Genomic DNA, 20,114 nt, shown 5'->3' on the forward strand with positions numbered 1-20,114 from the left:
GCACATATACTTGTGCCGCCGGCCGTGGCCGTTCCCGTCGCACATTCTTTCCATCGAGTTACTCATGGCCAAAATCGTCTGGGTTGCGTCCTATCCGAAATCTGGAAATACGTGGCTGCGCTTCCTGCTGGCGAACCTCCTCGCGCAGCGCCCGCTTGCCAGTTCGGAAGAGGTCCGGCTGGCCGTGCCGGATATCCATGAAGGCGTTATCGGCGCGCATCTTTGGGGTCCGCAGACGACCTTGATCAAGACCCACTGGGCCTTCAACACGCAGTTTCCGCTCCGCGAAGACACGGTGGGTATCATCCATCTGGTCCGCCATCCGATCGCCACGCTGGAATCCAACCAGAACTACGCGATCAACAGGTCCGGCAATCTGTTGCACGAGGCAAGTGGGAAGGATGTGGACAAGCTGGCCAGCGATTTTGTCGATGCGTTCATCAAGCATGGCGGCCCGGCGAAATTCCAGCAATTCGGCATCGGCCGCCTCGAAGAGCATACGGCCAGCTGGTCGTCGCCTCTTATCAAGATACCTCGACTGCGGCTGCGCTATGAGGATCTGCGTGATGACGCGGCAGTCGAATTGAGGCGCATCTGCCGCTTCCTGCAGCTCGACCGCGCGGAAGCTGATATCTCGTCGGCCATCGCCAACTCGACGGCTGACGTGATGCGCCGGATCGAAGAGACTGAGATTGCCGAAAGACGCGAAGGGATCTTCTTCCAGAATCGCAACGAGGCGGCGATCAAGTCCGGGCTGCGCTTTGTCGGCCGCAGTGAAAGCGGAACAAGTCGCTATCGCTTGACCGCCGAACAGGAAGCCGCTGCTCGCAAGCGCTTCGCTCGCCTAATCCGGGAACTGGGGTATGACCCGGCCATAGGTTGATACTCACACTCTTCTATCCGCCTTCTATCCGCCCTTTTCATCATCCGCCGTCGCCGGCGGCGCATTCTCTGTCTCTGACCGTGACTAGGCATGGTGGCATGAGACATATTGCGATGTTTTAATTGCGACTGCTTCTTAATTGCATTGACGGGTGACCGATAGTTGGGCCAACATGGCCCGCGTCGGTAAGTTCAGTGCGGCGGCGACGCTGGCTGGGATTGCTGGATCAGTCTTGATGGCCAGTGGAGATTTGTATGACGCGCGGATGTTTGAAGACGGCGACCCGGGCCGGCAGCTATCTACCCCTCATCGGCCTTGCCTTCGGCATCATGTTGTCCGGCCTGCCGGCCCAGGCGGAGGAGGTCGTCTTCACCGATCAGGCCAACCGCGAGGTGCGGCTGCCGAAACCCGCAGAGCGCGTCGTGTCCATCGTGATCCCGATGGCCTCCAACTTGATCGCACTCGATGGCGGCACCAAGAAGCTGGTCGGCATGAATCCGACCGCAAAGAGCGCCGTCACCCAGGGCATTCTCGGCAAGATCTTCCCGGAGGCGAAGGACATTCCCTCTGACGTCACCTCGCCGAGCTTCGTGCCCAATGTCGAGGCGCTGGCGGCGGTGAACCCCGAGCTGGTCGTGCAGTGGGGCGATATCGGCGAAGAGAAAGTGGCACCGCTGACGAATGCCGGGATCAACACCATGCTGATCCTCTACGGGACCGAGGAGCTGACCCAGGGCTACATGACCATGGCCGGCAAGGCGATCGGTCAAAACGAGCGATTGAAGGCGCTGATCGATTGGCGCGACCAGGTGCGGCAGGACCTCGCGACCAAGACGGCCGCCATCCCCGAGGACAAGAAGCCGCGCGCACTCTATCTCCAGCGCGCGATCACCGACATGGCGGCGTCGGGTACGAAGGGGAACTATACCGAATGGTCGATGGAGCTCGCGGGTGGTCGGAACGCCGCCGCGGAGCTGGTCGGCACGGTCTCGATCAACAAGGAACAGGTCGCGGCCTGGAATCCGGATGTGATCTTCCTCAACGCTTTCGAGGCCGAGCTCGATGCCGGTTGGGTCTATAAGGATCCCATTCTCTCGCTGACCAACGCGGCCAAGAACCACAGGGTCTACAAGCTGCCGCTCGGTGGCTATCGCTGGGATCCGCCCAGCCAGGAATCGCCGCTGAGCTGGATGTGGATGGCGAACCTGCTGCATCCAGAGGTCTTCCATTACGATCTCAGGGCCGAGATGAAGAAGGCCTATAAGACCCTCTACCACTATGATCTGGCCGATACCGATATTGACGGGGTGCTCTGGACCGCCAAACAAGGCGACGCTGCGAACTACGACCAGTTCAAGGTCCACTGAGCATGAGTTCGGTGAGCGAAGGCCTGGTGGCGCCCAGTGGAATTCCGCGGGGCTCCCGTGCCTGGACCCGGACCGCTTTGGTTTTCGCCGCCTTGCTCACCTTGCTCGGTGTCAGCCTGCTGGTCAGCCTTTGCGCCGGCCGTTTCGGCGTGCCGGTCCATCGGGCGCTCGCCTTGATCTGGCAGGGGCTGACCGATCCATCGCTGCCACTTCAGGCGATGGATGAGCGCATCATGCTTCTGGTTCGGGTGCCGCGCGTGGTGCTGGCGGCTCTGGCCGGCGCGGGCCTTGCGGTCTGCGGCGCCGCGTTGCAGGGCGTGTTCCGGAATCCGCTGGTCTCTCCGGACATTCTCGGCATTTCGCAAGGTGCCGCTTTCGGCGGTGCGCTCGCCATCATGCTGGGTATCTGGGGATTTCCGCTGATCGCCATGGTCTTCATCGCCGGCATGGCGGCTTTGGTGCTGGTCGGCTTCCTGGCGCGGATCAGCGGGCGGACTGAAACCGTCACCGTGATCCTCTCCGGCCTGGTCGTGAGCTCGGTCTTCGCGGCGGTCGTTTCGTTGTTGCAGTTCGTTGCCGATCCCGAGACCTCGCTGCCGGCCATCGTTTACTGGCTGATGGGTTCCTTCTCTTCGGCGACCTGGGAGCGGGTGCTGATCGCGGCACCCGGGCTGATCCTCGGCGCGGTTCTGCTCTGGAGTCTCAGGTTCCGGCTCAACGTCCTTGCGCTCGATGAGGCGGAGGCGAAGAGCCTCGGCGCCAAGACCGAGCGCGAGCGCTGGCTGATCTTCGCCCTGGTCGCCGTCATTGTCGGCAGCCAAGTCGCGGTCTCCGGCATCATCGGCTGGATCGGCATCGTCATCCCCCATGCGGCGCGCCTGCTGGTGGGGCATGACCATCGCGTCATGCTGCCGGCCTCGATCGTGCTCGGCGCCGCCTTCACCACCATCATCGACACGCTGGCGCGTACCGCGACCGCGGCGGAAATCCCGCTCGGCGTCATCACCGCCTTGGTCGGCGCGCCGATCTTTGCCGTACTGCTCCGCCATCACTACCGGGAAAGGACCGGCCGATGATCGGCCTGTCTCAGGCCACGGTCCGCTTCGGTGCCCGCACCGTTGTCGATCGCCTGTCTTTTTCCGTGCCGATCGGGCGGTCGCTGGCGATCCTCGGTCCCAACGGCCGCGGCAAGACGACGGCGTTGCGCGCCATGCTGGGCTTTCAGCGCCTCCATGCCGGAACCCGCACCGCGCCGCCGATTGTCGGCTATGTGCCGCAAGTGAGCGTGAGCAACCAGCGGCTCAAGGCGATCGACATTGCCGTCATGGGCCGGGCGGCCCATCTGGGGCTGTTCCGTCAGCCGAAGGAACAGGATTTCATCGTGGCAAAGGCAGCACTCCAACGCGCTGGTGCGGCGAGCCATGCCGAGCAGCCGTTCGACCGATTGTCGGGCGGCGAGCGCCAGTTGGTGCTGCTGGCCCGCGCCCTTGCCACTGGATCAGAGGTGCTGGTCCTCGACGAGCCGGCTGCTGCCCTAGATCTTCACAACCAGGAACGCCTGTTGACGCTGCTTGAAAGCCTGCGGCAGGAGCGGCACAAGGCCATCGTCTTCACCACCCATGACCCGAACCATGCGCTGGCTGCGGCCGACGACGTCTTGCTGATGATGCCCGATGGCTCGGCGCTGTTCGGTCCGGTGGCGGAGATCCTGACGCCGGCGCATCTGGAGCGGCTCTACGGCGTGCCGATGCGCACCGTCGAGCTTTCGGGCCCGGCTGGTGTTTTGCATCGTGCGGTGTTGCCGGCCTTTGCCGGAGCCCGTGCCGGATGAGCGTCCTCTTCGTTGATTCGTATTCCGGCATGACCGAGGCGCTGTTCGACAAGCCGGAAGCGGCAGGCAAACTGCGCCGGGTGCGTCAGCGCGACCTGACGGCGGCGCATTTTACTGGGGCCTCCGGGCTGATCACCACCATGTATCTCGACCAGATCGGATTCATCGAACATGCGGGTTCGATCCAGGCGCTGCTCGGCCGCGGCCGCCGCTGGCTCTTCAACGGCCATGTGCTGCGCCCTATCGTTCCGGGCCTCGGTATCTATGTGCCGTTGCCAGAGCCGCGTCGCGTCGACTTCACGCTCACCCGTCTCTCCGAGCACCCGATCTTCGCCGGTATCGATCAGAAGGCGCTGGAGATGAACAAGGGAGTCGCGGGCTTCTATGGGCGTGGCCACAATCCGATGCCGCAGGGTGCTACCGCCATCAATGGATTGGGGCCGCAGAATCTTCCGATTGACTGGCATTGGGCGAGGCCGGAAGGCGGATACATCTTCTCCCATGCCGGCAATGATTTCTGGCACAACGGCGACGACGAAGCCCTTCACCAAATGTTGGCCGACCGCGCTGTTGCTTGGGCGGACGGAGATTTAAGTCAATGAGCATTCTCGCCATCCACCCCGGCACCTTCTATCACATCGAGAGCCTTGAGGCGCCACGCTATGCCGGATGTTTCGACCGGCTGGTGCGGCCCGAAGATCTCCAGGACGTACGGCTGGAAGATTTCCGGGTCGTCCTCATCCCGTGCCGGACCCCGGCCGAGCGCATGACCCCGCATGCGGGGCGGCTGCGCGACTATCTCGATCAGGGCGGCACCGTGATTGCGACCGGTGAGAATGACTGGGCGCTCTATCTGCCCGCTGTCCGATTCACGCCGCAGGCGACGAACTGGTGGTGGTGGTTGACGCCCGGCGCGGATCTTGGCGTGAAAATCACGGCGCCCGGGCACGCACTGTTCAAGCGCCTCATGCGGGATGATCTTTCTTGGCATATGCATGGCTGGTTCGACGTGCCGGAAGGTGCCGAGGTTCTGGCCGTCAACGAGAGCGGCAAGCCGATCCTTTACATCGATGAAGTCACGACGAGGGGCAGAATGATCCTGACCAGCCTCGATCCCTTCTATCATCATGGTTCGCATTTCATGCCGGCCACGACGCGGTTTCTCGACGGCTTCCTGGCGTGGATGCGCGAGGAACTGGATGTGAGGAAAGAGGCATTTGCAGATGTCGAGCGGATGGCGACGAGCTAGCTTCTTTTCCTTTGAGCCACGTCAATTGCCAGGATCGAACTTTCATCCTATCGGCCCCATCTCAGAATGAGGGCGGGGTGCAAGCGCTCACGACAATGCAGGCTTCTGATCCTGTATTCCTGAACCGGTGCGGCAGGGCGCTTTCAAATACGTAGGCCGACCTGGCGGAATGAAACCGCGCCTTTGCCGATCTCGATCAGATCTTCTTCCTGGAAGAAGAATTGCGGATCTTCCTCGATCGACATCGTGAAAAAGGCGGCAATCGACAGCGGAATGCCATCGAGTATCCGCTTCAGCGCCGATGGACGGATTCATCCGCTCAGCTTCGATCAGGAAAATCGTCGAGTTGCGGACCTGAACACGCCGTGCCAACTCCCGCTGCGATATGCCGGCCTGTTCACACGATGAGCTTTGGTGCTTGCCTTTCGCACGGCCTCGGCATTCCCTGCAGTCGTTGTTTCAAGCGATCTGCAATAAATAGCGAGGCCTCATCATGAATAGCCAAGTGGAGAGCGAACCGGTTTACGACCCTCAGGAATTGGAGCGTCTGCTGGTAGCCAGGCAGAATGCTGGCGATGTCGATGGCATGACCGCCTTGTTCGAGCCAGATGCCGTGATCGACTGCGGCGGTGGCCGGTTGGTGCGCGGCAAGGAAGCTATCCGCAGCTTGTATGTCGAAGGTATCGCAGCGGGCCGCAAGTTCGCGATGGGCGAACAGCGGCCGGCACTGATCTGCGGTGGTCTTGCCATGACGTCGACGCGCCTGCCGGATGGCGATGTGACCACCGAGGTCGCGCGGCGGCAGGCTGACGGCGGCTGGCTCTGGGTGATCGACCGGTATTCCGTGACCTAGCAGCACCTTTGATGGTACGCCCTTCAAGCCGACCCTGAACTATTGCTGGCAAGTCAGCGCTCAAATCGCGCGCCGTTCTGAACTTCACCGCATCATCGTTGGCGGCAATCTTCAATCCTGGCGGAAGCCCATGCGAAACGCGCCCCAGTGGCGGCCGCGGATCATGATCGGTGCGGAAAGATCCTTCATCAATACGAACTTGCCGCCACCCATGTCACGACGATAGGTCTGCAGCAGGAACGGCTTGGTATTGGCGGCAACCTTTTGCACGGCACGATCATTGAACAGGCGCCGGTTCCGGCAGTTCGCCGAGTTCCAGACCGGATCGCTGCCCGGCTTCTGTCGATAGTTCGGATTATGCGTCGGGAGATAGCCGCCTTTTGCCCAGGCAACGCAGAAGACGATGCGCGGATCGATCTTCTGGATCGGATCCTGGATCGGCGGCAAGATGCGATCCGTCAGTTCGACATAGTCGGTCATATATTGTTTGGGGTTAGAGCCGGGAATCTCGCGGTATTTTTCGTCGAAGAAATTTTCCAGCGTGATCTCGCCGCGCTGGATGGCTGCCTCGAAGGCATCCATGATCTTGCCAGCCGTTTCCACAACCGCCTGGACCAATGGCGTATCGGGCGTATCTACGCCACTTTCGGCAATGAAGGCGATCAGCGTCTCGCTGGACTGCAGCAGACCCTCTACCCGGGAGTCAGCCTGTCGCAACGTCGCCGAGGAGAGCTGCACACCGTCAGCCAGATTGGCAAGTTCGGCCAGGACCGCGTCGCAATGCCCAAGATTGGTGGCGGCAGTGCCGGCAATCGCGTTGATCTCGCGATCCGCAGCGGTAAAACCGTCATGGATGCCGACGATCACGCTTTCGATCTGATGGGCACCTTCGCCCGCCTGCTTGGCATATTGGGTGGCGGTGCCGCTTTCTTGGATCAGGCTGCCGATCTCGCTGGTGAGGTCGCGGACCGTCGCGTCGATCTGCCGTGTCGCCTTGCGCGTCTGCTCGGCCAGGGACTTCACTTCGTTGGCAACCACGCCGAACCCGCGTCCTGCATCGCCGGCACGCGCTGCTTCTATGGTCGCGTTCAATGCGAGAAGATTGGTCTGCTTGGCAATCGTTTCGATCGTGCCGGAAAATCCCGCCACCTGTTCCAGCACGGACTGAATGGTGCCAAGGCGCTCTTCGAACTTTCCTACCGCGGCGATGAGTTTAGCGATGCTGTCGCCGGCATCCGTGACAGTCGCCCGTGAGTCGACGACCTTCGTGCCGGCTGCGACGGCGGCTGCCTGGGCAGACCGCGCGGCATCGTCTATCTCGCGATTGGCAGCGACCATGGTCTGAACGGTTTGCTGCAGGCCACTGAATTGTTCCGCTTGATGCGAAAAACGTCCGGTCACTTCTTCAATGTTGCCGGCAATATCCGCCATCTCGACGCCGAGATTGCCAATCCGATTGGCAAGATCGGCGATCAGCCTATCTTGAATGGATGGGCCTTCCGCGCTGCCCGGAACCGGCGCCCGAGCAGCACTGTCGGTGGGAGGTATGAAGTTCGCTTTGCTCACTGTTCGGCGGATCCTCGGCCCTCACCTGATTGGTCATTCCGGATCGTCATCCGTCGCCGACACCGGAACGATAATGGCCGCGCATATCCTTACCGCTCAACGAGTGGTGGGATAGCGCGGCCAGGTTATCGACTTGCTGTGCCTAGCAAGTGATCGTTGCACTGGACGTCAAGCTTTCAAGGCGCCAGAGGCTTTGGCAAGGTGCGTTGCAATGGCGTCCATCAAGGGCGGCGACAGGCAATCATAGGGCTCAAGCCCCAATTCCTTCAGTCGCGACCGGATGCCTGCCATCTGGTCCGGCTTCGTACCGGCTTCGATCACCGACGACACGAAGGCCGCAAATTCGGGTGCTGACCAGCCATCTTCCTTGGACAATTCCGTGTGTACGAAATCGAGGCCATAGAAAGGATGGGCCTTGTTTTCGATGCGGCCATACATGTGGGCACCACAACCCGTGCAGGCATGGCGCTGAATGGTCGCGTTCGGATCGACGATTTTGAGCTTCTGCGCATTCTTGGTGACGTTGACTGCATCGCGCGATACGACGGCGATCTGCGCGAAAGTGGCGCCGGCCGGCTTCCAGCACTTGGTGCAGCCGCAGATATGATTGTGTGCCGTTTGCGCCCCGATTGTGACGGTTACGGGATCCGTCGCGCATTTGCACGTCAAAGTCCCGCCAGAGAAAGTTTTTGACCCTGGCTTGACGCCGTTGTCCACGGATGGATGAATCAATACAGCCATTTTCGCGTCCTCCAATATCTTCTAATTTGGATGCCCTTGCAGCGAAGCGCACCACCGTTTTGATTGGGCCATTCTTTTGCCGCAGCAGGCCTACAATCCACCTGACTATCCGGTTATATCCTCGAATAAATTCGTTAGTCGAGGGCCGGGAGGCGTCGTTGTTCCAAAGGATGAGAGTGGATGGCGCTCCGCGGAAGACCACCCGCGGAAAGCCCTCGCGGATGGCCCCGGCGCCCATCACTATTGCCCGGCTGAGACATCTTCCTGGATCGCCCGCGACAGAGCAAACAGGCGTTGTTCGACCACGACCGGCTGCTGGCAGATTTCCGGTAGCAGCTTCTGCCGGTCGTCGAAGACACGCGAGTCCCAATCGATCGCCTGCTGCAATGCAAACCGCTGCTCGGCGACGGCGGGATCGGTCGAACTGGGATCCAGGGTATCGAGCGTGTGCCAGCCTTCCTCAATGCGTTTTGACAGGCTGGCCTGCCGCTCATTGAAGCGGCCTATGCCGCGGATAATGTCGCGGCGTTCCTTGTCCATGGTGTCAAACAGGCCGGCAAAGACCTGGGTCAGGACAAGCGAGCGGTCGGCCTGATAACCGGCGGCAAAGCGGTGCACCGTCGCCACTGCATCAGCCTGCGGCATACGGCGCGGTGCGATCTGCGAAACCAGGGTGACGACGGCCGGAACATCACGCCATGTCTCTTCGACGGCAGCAATATCGGGGCCGGACCATACCGACCCCAGCGAAATCTCCGGTCGCAATGCCTGCTCGCAGGGCCAGTTGCTCGCGGGCGCCTCGCTGACAGTGGTCTCCTGTGCCTGGGCGGGATGGGACAAGATACCAAGACAAGCCAGCGCCAGCCCAACTGAAATGGCTCGCAGGGAGCCGCACGGTCTTGCGTCGCACTGGGTCAAATGAGAGTAGGCGAGCATGTCATTCTCCCTTCAAGCGCCCGTGCCGGCGCGCACGCGGGCGATAAGTCCCTTCGACGGATCATAGGCCGTGATGGCGGCCCCGAGAAAGCAGGCGGTGAAGCCCAGCATGATCAGGCCCGAAAAGATGTCGACCTTGCAATAGAGCATGAAGCGTATGAATTCGACCGCATAGGTGAACGGATTGAAGCTGCAGACGTCGCGCAGGAGCGGGCTTGCCTCCTCGATCTTCCACAGCGGGTAGAGGGCGGAGGAGGCGAAGAACATCGGAAAGATGACGAAGTTCATGACGCCCGCGAAATTTTCCAGTTGGCGGATGAGCGAGGATAGCAACAACCCGAGGGCGCCCAGCATCAGGCCGGAGAGGAACAGGGCCGGGAGGACGACGAGATATCCCAGCGTGGGCACCTCAATGCCATAAAGGCGCGCGATCAGGAGGAATACATAGACCTGCGGCAAGGAGAGCAGCGTGCCGGCAACCAGCTTCGACAGCAGCAGGAACCAGCGGGGCAGTGGACTTGTCAGCAGCACACGCATGCTGCCGACCTCGCGGTCATAGACCATCGAAAGAGAGCTTTGCATGCCGTTGAAGAGCTGGATCATCGCCATGAGCCCCGGCACGATGTACTCGTCATAGAGAATATAGGTTTCATAGGGTGGGATGATTGACAGGCCGAGCACGGCGCGAAAGCCGGCCGCAAACACAAACAGCCAGATGAGTGGCCGCACCAGGGCGGAAATGAAGCGGCTGCGCTGGTGAATGAAGCGCAACCCCTCGCGCCAGACGATGCCGTGGAAGCAGCGAAACCAGGTACTGGCGGGCAGGCCGTGCCTCATGTGCCGGTTCCTTCGGTCAGCCGGTGAAAGGCCGCGTTGAGATCCGCAGCACCCAGCTCCCGCACGATCTCGGCAGCAGTGCCAATCCGCAGGATCCGCCCGCGATGAAGGATAATGGTGAGATCGGTGGGCTGCACTTCGTCGATGAGATGTGTCGCCCACAGAACGCTCAAGGCGCGCGTATCCACCAAGCCGCGGACGTCGGCGATGATCTCCGCGCGGCTCTTGATATCGAGGCCGACGGTCGCCTCATCGCATAACAGCAATCGTGGATCGTGGAGCAAGGCGCGAGCCAGCTCTACCCGCCGCGCCTCGCCGCCGGAAAAGGCGCGGATCTTACGATCAGCCTTGTCCGCCAGACCGACCCGGCCCAGCTCCTCGGTGCTCCTGCTATGCGCTTGCCGCCGCGGCATGCCGTGGAGGGCCGCATGATACCACAGGTTCTGGCGGGCACTGAGGTCGGGATCGAGGGCACGCTGCTGGAAGACGACACCGAGCATGGACAAAGCGAGAGAGCTTTGTTGTTGCAGATCCGATTCAAAAATGCGGATCGATCCTTGCTGGGCCGCGTAAAGGCGGGTGACAAGGGAGAAGAGAGTCGTCTTGCCTGCACCGTTGAGGCCAAGGAGAACAGCGAAGCGGCCGTTGGGAACGTCGAAGCTTACATTGTCGAGAATCGCCCGCCCGCCGATATGGTGGGAAAGGCCGGTCACAGACAATGCCGGAGGTTGGCTGGTCGCTGCCGACGCCGCCAGCGACTGCGTTGCAGTCTTGCGTGCATCGGCGACCGGGCTGTTCATCGACGATGCCATGTCAGCGGATCACAACCCCCCAAGGAAGTTCCCCGACGGGGATCGACTTGATGACCTTCAGCGCCTCGACGTCGATGACGGAAATGTCGTTGGATTCGCCGTTGGTGCTCAGCAGCATCTTGCTGTCCGGGGTAAGGTCCAATTGCCAGACGCGCTGTCCGACCAGGAGGTACTTCTTAACGGTAAAACTGGCGACATCGATCACTGCCACACGATTGGCCGGTCCAAGGGCCACGAAAGCCGTCTTGCCATCGGGGGTGATCGAAATACCAACCGGCTGGATTGTCTCCTTGCGCAATCCCTGCACGTCGAAGGCAATTTTGTGCAGGATCTTGCGCGTCGCGACGTCGATGACACTGATGGTTCCGCCGATTTCGGACGACACCCAGACCTGCCCCCCATCTGGCGTGAAGGCGGCAAAACGCGGCCTGGCGTCAACCAGCACGCTGTCGACCACTTCGAAGCTGGCGGTGTCGATGAAATGCGCCATGCTGGTCGTTTCCGATGTGCTGACCAGCCATTTGCCGTCCGGACTGACACCCATGCCTTCCGGTTCCGTGCCGACCGGTATTTCGGCCGAGACGGCACCCGGGCCGACATCCACCACGGTCACCATGTTGTTGTCTTCGTTGGCGACATAGAGATGCTTGCCATCTGGTGCCAAGGCAAAAAGCTCCGGATCCGGCCCGCTCGGCAGCGTGCGGATCAATGTCAGGCTGTCTGCATCGAACTCCTCGATATGGTCCGCGTCGCTGGTGCAGATATAGATCTGCTTGCCATCGGCGCTGAGGGTGATGCCGCGCGGCCGTTCGCCCACGGGAACAGTGGCGGTGACTTCCAGCGTCGTCAGGTCGATGACGCTGACGGTATTGCCCTTCTCATTGGAGACATAGGCCGTATATGCCAGTGCTGGTGGCGCGATGACCAGGGCGAGCAGGGCGAGAGCACAAGCGGGCAAGCCATTCATCTCGATCTCCTAAAGCATTTGCATGACACGGCCGGCATCGCTGGCGGTCAAGGGTTGAGACGGCATTCCGAATCCGGTTCGTCATAGCCCAAAGTGTCCAGGGGTGTCCGTTGATGCAGGAAGCCTTCTTGCGGCGAGACCGATACCAGCATCATCGGCGAGGCGAGCAGGATCGGTTCTCGCAGTTGCTGGTCCCAGTGGCGGAAGGTCAGTCCCTGGCCCTTAAAGGCACCCAGCTGAAAAGCGTCGGACAACATGAATTGACGTAAGGTCTGGGGATCGTCCTTGGCCACCCGCGTGACACTTTCGCCGATCGCCCGGACGGCCATCCAGGCGGTATAGTCCTCCTCGAGCATCCAGCGCCCCGCCGCCTTGGTGAAGCGGCGCTGGAGCTGGGTGCCACCCCATTGTTCCTGGCTGCGATGCCAGGCCGTTGGCACTAGGCCCTGCGTGCCGACAACCGGCCGTGCTGCCCACGTACGATAAGGCAGATATTCGCCGAAAATGTCGCTCTCATCGGCAACGATCATCACGTCGTAATCCGGGAGACGCTGGGTAAGGTCGGTCATCTGCTTGCGGATCTGCTGCTGACCAGTGTCGGTGCGCCGCGATCCGGCTTCGAACTTATATTCCCGCTCTTCGACGATCTCGCCGCCGAAGCGCTTCGCTGCGCGGCGGATGGCATCGGCAAAGGCCTTGTCCGCGGGTTCGGCACCGGAAATGAGAACCCATCGCGGCCATTGCTTGCTGATCAGATATTGCGCGAGCGCATCGGCCTTCATGGCGCGGTTCGGGATGATGTTGAAGATATTGGCGCGGCATCCGGCAATCCGCAGGCTGTCGTCCTGCGCTTGAATGTTGAAAATCAAGGCGTCCTGCATTTCCGGGAGAGCCGCCAGTTCCGACAGCCGGTCCGCCGTCAGGGCGGCGACGATGAGCTTGATGCCGGCGGCGCTGAAGGCGCTGGCGGCCGCATGCAAATCGCCCTTCTCCGGAATGATTGTTTCCGTCAGGCTGTAGGATTGCTTAAGGAACTTGCCGGTTGTGTTGTTGTCGCCGATTGCCAGCCTTGCCCCGGCCAGCCCTTTATCTGTCGCAACAACTTCGACCAAGGACAACGGCTCGCGCTCGGGGATAGCCTCTCCGAGATAGCCGATTTTGACAGTGAGCGCCGTTGCATCCGCATTGGCGTCCGGCATCGTGACAAGGCATGCCAGGAGCAGGGTGCATAGCATCGCCCATCTGGCAAGAGATTGCCGAAACGCCGCGGCGCCGATCATGGCGTCGTACCTGCGGCCTCCTGAAGGTATGAGATCACGTCGGCCCGATCTGTCGGCTTGGGTAAGCCCGGGAATATCATCTTGGTGCCGGGGACGACGTCCTTCGGCTTGGTGAGATACTTGTCCAGGGTGTCGGCATCCCAGGTGAGGCCAATGCTCTTCATGGCCGGCGAGTATTTGAAGTCGGCAATGGAACCGGACGGACGACCGATGATGCCATGCAAAGACGGCCCGATCTTGTTGACATTGACGTCAACCGAGTGGCAGGCCGCGCAGCGGGCGAAGATTTTCTTGCCGTTCACGGGGTCGCCAGGTTCGACCGCATGAGATACGGCTCCCGCCCCAAGGGAGAGGATAACGAAGGCCGCGACACCAGCGACCGCAGTGACAAAAGAGCGCTGCATGCACAAACTCCCAGAAATTCGTTGCACGTGATAGATTCCGATGTCGCTCTTCTCAATCTGCTCGCATTGGATCGTAAATGCTGAGCAGCCGGCGACTTGAAGCAATCGTCAGAATATTAGGAATCGATCCCACACTCCACAAGCGTTCAACACCGGCATCAGACTAAAGTACAATGGAGCGTCGAGACGAGCATGTCACGTCCGGTCCTGCATCAACACATTGTGACCCACATCATTCTAGGACTGACCGTCGTCGCAATGGTCCTCTCCATGCGCCTATGTCCTGCCGCCGCTGAAACGCCTCTCCCGGTCCGTGAGATCGCGCCGGGAGTCTATGTCTTTCATGGCGCCGATGCGGAAGCAACGCGTGAGAATGCCGGCGGAATCGCCAATATCGGCTTTATTGTCGGTGACATCTCCGTCGCCGTCATCGATACCGGTGGGAGCCCCATGATAGGGCACGCGCTGCTGGCGGCCATCCGTCAGGTGACGGAACTGCCTGTCAGCTATGTCATCAACACGCATTTCCACCCCGATCACGTCTTGGGCAATGCAGCATTCGCATCCGAAAAGCCCGTGATTATCGGCCATGCCAATCTGCCGGCGGCCCTCAGTGCACGACAAGCGGGCTATCTTACGCGGGCGGACGAGCTGTTCGGGCCCATGGCAACGCAATCCTGGTTTGTCGCCCCGCAACGATTGGTGGCGGCACGAGAGGCAATCAATCTGGGACATCGCCGTCTGGTTTTGGAGGCCTATCCGCCGGCACATACCGATAGTGATCTCACGGTTCTTGATGAGGCAACTGGGACATTATTTGCCGGCGACCTCGTTTTTCTGGAGCGCATTCCGGCTGTGGACGGATCAATCACTGGCTGGCTGGCAGCGATCGACCGGCTACGCCAGGTTCCAGCCCAGCGGGTTGTGGCGGGCCATGGTCCAGCCACTGCGCCGTGGCCGGCGGCGTTGGCGGACGAGCGACGCTACCTGGAGCTTATCGTTCGGGAAACACGGCAGATTCTGGCCAAGGGCGGGACCTTGCCGGAAGCGACCAGCCGCGTGGGCTTATCGGAGAAAGGCCGCTGGCACCTATTCGACTCCTATAATGCGCGTAATGTAACGGCGGCGTATACTGAACTGGAGTGGGAATAGGGTTCGGATCGTCGGCAATCCGGTGGGAGGCCATGATGAAGTGTTGGCGCTTATGCATCGTCACCGCAGCGATCAGCGTCTTATGCGGTGGGCCCGCCATTGCCGAAGACGATTTGTGGCCGGACCTTAAGGCTGCGTTGTTTCCCGGGCAATCCATCATAAGCGGTGCTTCGTTCATGCACATAACCGCTCCAGAGCGGGCCTATGATGCAGCCGTTGTGCCTATTCAGATTGATTTTGACACGACCCGCCTCGGTGGCATCGGGTTGCGCACGCTGACCCTGATTGTCGATAAGAATCCGGTGCCGGTGGCGGCGGTGTTCCATTACCCGGCCGGCGTCGACGATCCTTCCATCGGGACTCGAGTTCGAGTCAACGAATACACCGACGTGCATGCGGTCGCGGAAGCAACGGACGGAAGATTGTACGAAATCTCGACCTACGTGAAAGCGGCCGGAGGGTGCTCCGCTCCTGCCAGCAAGGCACCGGGCGAAGCACTGGCGCATCGCGGCGAGATGAAACTGAAGCGACTGGCGGAAGAGGGCGGTGATGGCCCGATTGAACTTCTCATCCGTCACCCGAACTTCAGTGGCATGCAGATGGATCAGATCACGCGCAATTATATCCCTGCCAATTATCTTGAAACGATCGACATCCGAGCCGACGGGAAGCCGGTGCTGTCGGTCGAAGGCAATATCTCGCTGAGCGAAAATCCTGCTTTCCAGTTCAACCTGCCGGCCAAAAAGGGCACTCGCGTCGAGGTCGAGGTCAAAGATTCGGAGGGTGAGATCTATCGATCCGCCTGGCCAACTCCGCCGGCGAGTTGACGTCAAGAGCAAGGCAAAGACGTGGCGGAAACCTTAGAAACAGCGAAAATCAGCCTCGATCTGGGCGAGGCGCAGCTGCTTGACGATATCTGTCAGCATCTTCATTTCACGGAACATGCCGGTCATTTCGCCGCTCACCTGCTGCATACGCATGATGGTGTCGGCCTTCTCGTAGGTCTCGTAGGGCATGATCGACGAGACGGTATCGATGCTGCAAGAACAGCGCCGCAACATGTCCTGGTTCTGGCCATTGCTGGCCATGCAGCCGATCACATAATCGGCGACAACGGTTGTCGGATAATCGTTTGCCTGGGCGCCGCCAATGCCTGGTCCCGTCGTCAGCAGCAGAGTCGCCATCACGCTGCCGAAGAGCCATTTGCGCCACATCATGCGAACTCCAGCGTGATGGAAAGGGTAAATCGGCGTCAGCAAAACACACACCCACCGGAGCGTCAATTGACTTTGGGGGCGATATCATGACGGCGACGATGTTGCCGGGGTGTGGAGCATGATTACTGCAAAGCTGCTGGCTTCGCTCCTCGTGGCGATCTCCGAATATACAGGCTATGCGATCCCGGCGGCACCGCCCGAGATCGTGGCGCTGCCACATGAGGAACTCGCGCTGGAGGTCTGCGGCAAGTCTTGCGGTATCCTTGCCTTCACCACGCCTGACGGACGCATCCTGTTGGACGACAGTATCGCTGTCGGTCGCGATCCGGTAGCGACCAGCATCCTGGTCCATGAACTCACGCACTTCCTGCAAATTCGCGCCGCCAGCGCTGGTGATTCATTGAACGGGACCAATGGTGGTGCGGCGCTCAGCGTGCCATTGGATTGTCGGGAATGGAACGCGCGGGAGCGTGAAGCCTATGACGTGCAGTTTCATTGGTTAAGAGATACGGCGCCGACAATGCGTGTTCTGTCGTCGGAGATGCTGCGGCTTCGCGCCAGGCCCATATTTCCTGCTTGTTGAACGCAAGAATAAGAGGCGGTTCACCGGCCTGCGCATACGCTGCAATGCGACATAGACGGATATATCGCCGAAATTCCTTCCTAAGGATGAGCCTGGTAGCGTCGCGCGTCATTGTCGCCGCCGATGAGTCGCGATACGATCCATTTGGTCGGCAATGCCGACTGTTAGTGCGAGTTCAACAATCGCTCTAAATTGGGAGGGACTGATCGTGAAGAAATGGACAGCTCCGCGTATCCGTGAAATTTGCGTCGGCATGGAAATCAACAGCTACGCCAGCGCACGTCTGTAACCTACGCCATTCGCCGTGCGGCAGAGTCTGGCAATGTCACGACCATCATCATGGAAGTGATTGTGCTCGGCTCGGCTGCCGGTGGTGGGTTTCCGCAGTGGAACTGCAACACACCGGCCAGCAAAGCAGCACGCGAAGGTGTTAGCCATACCAAGTGGCGAACGCAGGCCTCGATTGCTGTAAGTGTTGATGGCGAGCGGTGGCTGTTGATCAACGCCTCACCGGATTTACGCCAACAATTTCTGCAGAACCGAGCTTTCTGGCCTCGGCATGGCTTGCGTGACTCACCGATCAAGGCCGTCCTGTTGACCAGTGCGGAGATTGATCATGTGGCGGGCCTGTTGTCGATGCGGGAGAGCCAGCCGTTCCGTTTGTGGGCGACGCGTAGTGTGTTGGAGATTTTGGCCGAGAACCCAATCTTCGGCGCCTTGTCCCCCACGTATGTAGAACGTGGGCCATTTCCGCTGGGTGAGCCGGTTGATATCGACGGGCATCTCGGGCCGCTCCATATCACCGTCACCGCGTTTCCAGTGCCGGGTAAGGTACCGCTGTTTCTGGAATCACGGCATGCCGGCAATCTTGCAGGCAATGTCGAAGATACCATCGGTCTTGAAATCAGCTGTGGCGAGGCACGTTTTCATTACATACCTGGTTGCGCCAGGTTGACGCCGGAACTGCGGGACCGCTTGCAAGGTTCGTCACTTTTGTTTTTCGATGGCACATTATGGTCCGACAACGAGTTGGTTGATCTTGGTGTCAGCGCGAAAACAGGGGCACGGATGGGACATATGAGCATCAGCGGACCCGAGGGCACCTTGGCGGCATTCGCAGACCTCGCGATCGGCCGGAAAATCTTCATCCATGTGAACACCACCAATCCTGTGCTGGACGATACCTCGCCAGAACGCGCCGCTGTCATGGCGGCGGGTTGGGAAGTAGCCGAAGACGGCATGAGGGTAAATCTATGAGCGAACTGCTGGATGCCGACGGATTGGAGCGCGCGCTGCGGGCGATCGGTGCCGAGCGCTATCATAGCCGCCACCCATTCCATGCGCTGCTGCATAGCGGCWAGCTCAACCGTGGCCAGGTGCAGGCCTGGGCGCTCAATCGGTACTATTACCAATCGATCATTCCGATGAAGGACGCTGCAATTCTGGGCCGATCGACGGACCGGGATTTCCGGCGCGCCTGGCGCCAGCGGATCGAGGATCATGACGGTGACGCTGCAGGAGAAACGGTGGGAGAAGGTGGCATTGAGCGCTGGCTCCGACTTACCGACGCCCTTGGACTTGAACGAGACTATGTTCTGTCCGGCGCGGGCCTGCTGCCGGGCACACGGTTCGCGGTCGAGGCATATCTCCACTTTGTTCGCGAGCGCAGCCTGCTGGAGGCGGTGGCGTCGTCGCTGACTGAGATGTTCGCGCCAGCGATCATCAACGACCGCGTCAGCGGGATGCTGGCCAATTACGCCTTCGTCGACCGGGCAGCCTTATCCTACTTTGACAAACGGCTCTTCCAGGCGCCGCGCGATGCAAATTTTGCGCTGGACTATGTCAAGCGGGAAGCGCGGCTACCGCAGCAGCAACAGTCGGTTTTGCGGGCGCTCACATTCAAATGCGACGTCCTGTGGGCCCAGCTCGATGCGCTTTACTACGCTTATGTGGCGCCAGGGCATATCGCGCCAGGTGCCTTCATACCGGAGGTGCTGGTGTGAACGATCTCTCGTTGGCCATCGACTCCCGACCACATCTGGCGCCGGGTGTCAGACTGCATTTTGACGAGACACGCCAATCCTGGATGCTGTTGGCGCCCGAACGCATCCTGATGTTGGACGAGACGTCACTCGATATCGTGCAACGTTGCAACGGCACCACTCCTATTGCGACGCTGATAGATGATCTGGCGCTGGCCTATAGTGCTGATCGATCGGAGATCGATGGCGACGTGCGGGCGCTGCTGACGGGGCTTATCGACAAGCGGGTCTTACAGATATGAATGCCATTGTCGCACCGGCACCGCCGCTGGCAATCCTCCTGGAGCTGACGCATCGCTGTCCGCTGCAATGTCCCTATTGCTCGAATCCCTTGGAGCTGGACCATGTGCGCGATGAATTGACGACCGAGGAATGGCGCCGGGTGATTGGCGAGGCCGCGAAGCTAGGTGTACTGCAGGTCCATTTTTCCGGCGGTGAGCCCACCGTGCGGCGCGACCTGGTCGATCTCATTGCCCATGCCCGGCAATGCGGCCTCTATAGCAATCTCATTACATCCGGCGTTGCAATCGATCGTGCTCGATTTGCCGATCTCGTGGCAGCCGGCTTGGATCATGCGCAGCTCAGCTTCCAGGACTCGCTTCCAGAATCGGCGGAGCGGATCGGCAACTATGCTGGCGCGCAGGCAAAGAAGCTGGCTTTTGCGGGTTGGGTCCAGGAGATGGGCCTCCCCTTGACTGTCAATATCATCGTCAATCGCCACAATATCAGCCGGGTCGACGAGATGATCGATCTGGCGGTGAGTCTGCGGGCTGCCCGTGTCGAGATTGCGCATGTGCAATATTATGGCTGGGCGCTCAAGAACCGCGCGGCCTTGATGCCGACTTTGGCCGACCTCGAGCAAGCCACCGAGCGTGTCGAAGCGGCACGCCTCCGCCTGCGTGGCCGCATCGTGATCGACTATGTGGTGCCGGATTACTACGCCCGCGTGCCCAAGGCGTGCATGGGAGGGTGGGGTCGGCAGTTTCTCAATGTGACGCCGTCCGGCCGCGTCTTGCCATGCCATGCAGCGGAAACTATCCCCGAGCTGTCATTCGACTCAGTGCGATACAGGTCATTGGGCGAGATATGGGCGACGTCTTCTGCCTTCGAAAGATTCCGCGGTACCGCCTGGATGCCAGAGCCCTGCCACAGCTGCGCACAGCGCGAGATCGATTGGGGCGGCTGTCGATGCCAGGCGCTCGCGATCGCTGGTGCGGCAGGTGCCACTGATCCCGCTTGCGCACTGTCACCCATGCATGCCGAGATGCGTGCATTGGCGGAATCAGCATCTGCTCTGCCGTCGCCGGCGTTCCGCTATCGTCGTCGAACGTCATCGCCCGCAATGGCGGACTGAGTCGGTGAATTTTGGGCGCATGTCGCGGTGCAATCTTAAG

The 20,114-nt window shown here is 60.5% G+C and carries 24 protein-coding genes; 15 read left to right on the forward strand and 9 right to left on the reverse strand.

The genetic code is table 11. The features are described from left to right. Positions 1-64: 64 nt before the first annotated feature. The 7 genes from AC1DWZ_RS00400 to AC1DWZ_RS00430 all read left to right on the forward strand — a co-directional run bounded on the left by AC1DWZ_RS00400 (position 65) and on the right by AC1DWZ_RS00430 (position 6,183). Complete coding sequence (locus AC1DWZ_RS00400) at positions 65-883, forward strand: sulfotransferase domain-containing protein (RefSeq protein ID WP_477166876.1); 819 nt, start codon at positions 65-67, stop codon at positions 881-883. 254 nt (positions 884-1,137) lie between these two features. Next, a complete protein-coding gene (locus AC1DWZ_RS00405; RefSeq protein ID WP_477166877.1) occupies positions 1,138-2,250 on the forward strand; it encodes an ABC transporter substrate-binding protein in 1,113 nt (370 codons plus the stop codon). 2 nt (positions 2,251-2,252) lie between these two features. Then, on the forward strand, positions 2,253-3,326 hold the full coding sequence (locus AC1DWZ_RS00410) for a FecCD family ABC transporter permease (protein WP_477166878.1): 1,074 nt from the start codon (positions 2,253-2,255) through the stop codon (positions 3,324-3,326). Beyond that, a complete protein-coding gene (locus AC1DWZ_RS00415) occupies positions 3,323-4,081 on the forward strand; it encodes an ABC transporter ATP-binding protein (protein ID WP_477166879.1) in 759 nt (252 codons plus the stop codon). The genes AC1DWZ_RS00410 and AC1DWZ_RS00415 overlap by 4 nt, the downstream gene beginning before the upstream one ends. Before the next feature lie 29 nt (positions 4,082-4,110). Beyond that, on the forward strand, positions 4,111-4,683 hold the full coding sequence (locus AC1DWZ_RS00420; protein ID WP_477166880.1) for a hypothetical protein: 573 nt from the start codon (positions 4,111-4,113) through the stop codon (positions 4,681-4,683). Beyond that, positions 4,680-5,330, forward strand: coding sequence for a hypothetical protein (locus tag AC1DWZ_RS00425; RefSeq protein ID WP_477166881.1), 651 nt, complete (start codon positions 4,680-4,682; stop codon positions 5,328-5,330). The genes AC1DWZ_RS00420 and AC1DWZ_RS00425 overlap by 4 nt, the downstream gene beginning before the upstream one ends. A gap of 493 nt (positions 5,331-5,823) precedes the next feature. Continuing rightward, positions 5,824-6,183 (forward strand): YybH family protein, encoded by a 360-nt coding sequence (locus AC1DWZ_RS00430; protein WP_477166882.1) that lies wholly within the window; start codon positions 5,824-5,826, stop codon positions 6,181-6,183. A 111-nt stretch (positions 6,184-6,294) separates the two neighbouring features. Here the strand turns inward: AC1DWZ_RS00430 and AC1DWZ_RS00435 are convergent, their stop codons facing one another. The 8 genes from AC1DWZ_RS00435 to AC1DWZ_RS00470 all read right to left on the reverse strand — a co-directional run bounded on the left by AC1DWZ_RS00435 (position 6,295) and on the right by AC1DWZ_RS00470 (position 13,726). Next, positions 6,295-7,749 carry a methyl-accepting chemotaxis protein gene (locus AC1DWZ_RS00435; RefSeq protein WP_477166883.1) on the reverse strand — a complete coding sequence of 485 codons (1,455 nt, stop codon included), beginning with the start codon at positions 7,747-7,749 and terminating at the stop codon, positions 6,295-6,297. A 168-nt stretch (positions 7,750-7,917) separates the two neighbouring features. Further along, positions 7,918-8,490, reverse strand: coding sequence for an S-(hydroxymethyl)glutathione synthase (gene gfa, locus AC1DWZ_RS00440; RefSeq protein ID WP_477166884.1), 573 nt, complete (start codon positions 8,488-8,490; stop codon positions 7,918-7,920). 240 nt (positions 8,491-8,730) lie between these two features. After that, complete coding sequence (locus AC1DWZ_RS00445; RefSeq protein ID WP_477166885.1) at positions 8,731-9,426, reverse strand: hypothetical protein; 696 nt, start codon at positions 9,424-9,426, stop codon at positions 8,731-8,733. 12 nt (positions 9,427-9,438) lie between these two features. After that, the gene (locus AC1DWZ_RS00450; RefSeq protein ID WP_477166886.1) at positions 9,439-10,263 is read right to left on the reverse strand and encodes an ABC transporter permease; all 825 of its coding nucleotides are present in this window, start codon (positions 10,261-10,263) and stop codon (positions 9,439-9,441) included. Then, positions 10,260-11,075 (reverse strand): ABC transporter ATP-binding protein, encoded by an 816-nt coding sequence (locus tag AC1DWZ_RS00455; RefSeq protein WP_477166887.1) that lies wholly within the window; start codon positions 11,073-11,075, stop codon positions 10,260-10,262. Before AC1DWZ_RS00455 ends, AC1DWZ_RS00450 begins: the two co-directional genes overlap by 4 nt. A 1-nt stretch (position 11,076) precedes the next feature. Next, positions 11,077-12,042: a PQQ-dependent catabolism-associated beta-propeller protein gene (locus AC1DWZ_RS00460; RefSeq protein WP_477166888.1), complete on the reverse strand. Its 966-nt coding sequence runs from the start codon at positions 12,040-12,042 to the stop codon at positions 11,077-11,079. Between the two features lie 47 nt (positions 12,043-12,089). Beyond that, on the reverse strand, positions 12,090-13,322 hold the full coding sequence (locus tag AC1DWZ_RS00465; protein ID WP_477166889.1) for an ABC transporter substrate-binding protein: 1,233 nt from the start codon (positions 13,320-13,322) through the stop codon (positions 12,090-12,092). Next, a complete protein-coding gene (locus AC1DWZ_RS00470; protein WP_477166890.1) occupies positions 13,319-13,726 on the reverse strand; it encodes a c-type cytochrome in 408 nt (135 codons plus the stop codon). The genes AC1DWZ_RS00465 and AC1DWZ_RS00470 overlap by 4 nt, the downstream gene beginning before the upstream one ends. Before the next feature lie 192 nt (positions 13,727-13,918). Between AC1DWZ_RS00470 and AC1DWZ_RS00475 the strand changes: the two genes are divergently transcribed. Next, on the forward strand, positions 13,919-14,878 hold the full coding sequence (locus AC1DWZ_RS00475) for a quinoprotein relay system zinc metallohydrolase 2 (RefSeq protein ID WP_477166891.1): 960 nt from the start codon (positions 13,919-13,921) through the stop codon (positions 14,876-14,878). 35 nt (positions 14,879-14,913) lie between these two features. Beyond that, positions 14,914-15,705 (forward strand): quinoprotein dehydrogenase-associated SoxYZ-like carrier, encoded by a 792-nt coding sequence (locus tag AC1DWZ_RS00480; protein WP_477166892.1) that lies wholly within the window; start codon positions 14,914-14,916, stop codon positions 15,703-15,705. 33 nt (positions 15,706-15,738) lie between these two features. Here the strand turns inward: AC1DWZ_RS00480 and AC1DWZ_RS00485 are convergent, their stop codons facing one another. Next, positions 15,739-16,095, reverse strand: a complete 357-nt coding sequence (locus AC1DWZ_RS00485) for a hypothetical protein (protein WP_477166893.1) — start codon at positions 16,093-16,095, stop codon at positions 15,739-15,741. 118 nt (positions 16,096-16,213) lie between these two features. Between AC1DWZ_RS00485 and AC1DWZ_RS00490 the strand changes: the two genes are divergently transcribed. From AC1DWZ_RS00490 to pqqE, 6 genes are all read left to right on the forward strand, one after another. Beyond that, entirely contained in the window at positions 16,214-16,678 is a 465-nt protein-coding gene (locus AC1DWZ_RS00490) for a hypothetical protein (RefSeq protein ID WP_477166894.1), read from the forward strand. 154 nt (positions 16,679-16,832) lie between these two features. After that, entirely contained in the window at positions 16,833-16,967 is a 135-nt protein-coding gene (pqqA, locus tag AC1DWZ_RS00495) for a pyrroloquinoline quinone precursor peptide PqqA (protein ID WP_477166895.1), read from the forward strand. Between the two features lie 50 nt (positions 16,968-17,017). Further along, complete coding sequence (gene pqqB / locus AC1DWZ_RS00500; RefSeq protein WP_477166896.1) at positions 17,018-17,935, forward strand: pyrroloquinoline quinone biosynthesis protein PqqB; 918 nt, start codon at positions 17,018-17,020, stop codon at positions 17,933-17,935. Continuing rightward, a complete protein-coding gene (gene pqqC / locus AC1DWZ_RS00505) occupies positions 17,932-18,681 on the forward strand; it encodes a pyrroloquinoline-quinone synthase PqqC (protein ID WP_477166897.1) in 750 nt (249 codons plus the stop codon). The genes pqqB and pqqC overlap by 4 nt, the downstream gene beginning before the upstream one ends. After that, positions 18,678-18,962, forward strand: a complete 285-nt coding sequence (pqqD, locus tag AC1DWZ_RS00510; RefSeq protein ID WP_477166898.1) for a pyrroloquinoline quinone biosynthesis peptide chaperone PqqD — start codon at positions 18,678-18,680, stop codon at positions 18,960-18,962. The genes pqqC and pqqD overlap by 4 nt, the downstream gene beginning before the upstream one ends. Next, positions 18,959-20,074 carry a pyrroloquinoline quinone biosynthesis protein PqqE gene (pqqE, locus tag AC1DWZ_RS00515; RefSeq protein ID WP_477166899.1) on the forward strand — a complete coding sequence of 372 codons (1,116 nt, stop codon included), beginning with the start codon at positions 18,959-18,961 and terminating at the stop codon, positions 20,072-20,074. Before pqqD ends, pqqE begins: the two co-directional genes overlap by 4 nt. Positions 20,075-20,114: the final 40 nt, after the last annotated feature.

Source organism: Dongia sp. P2_B8 (assembly GCF_056404715.1).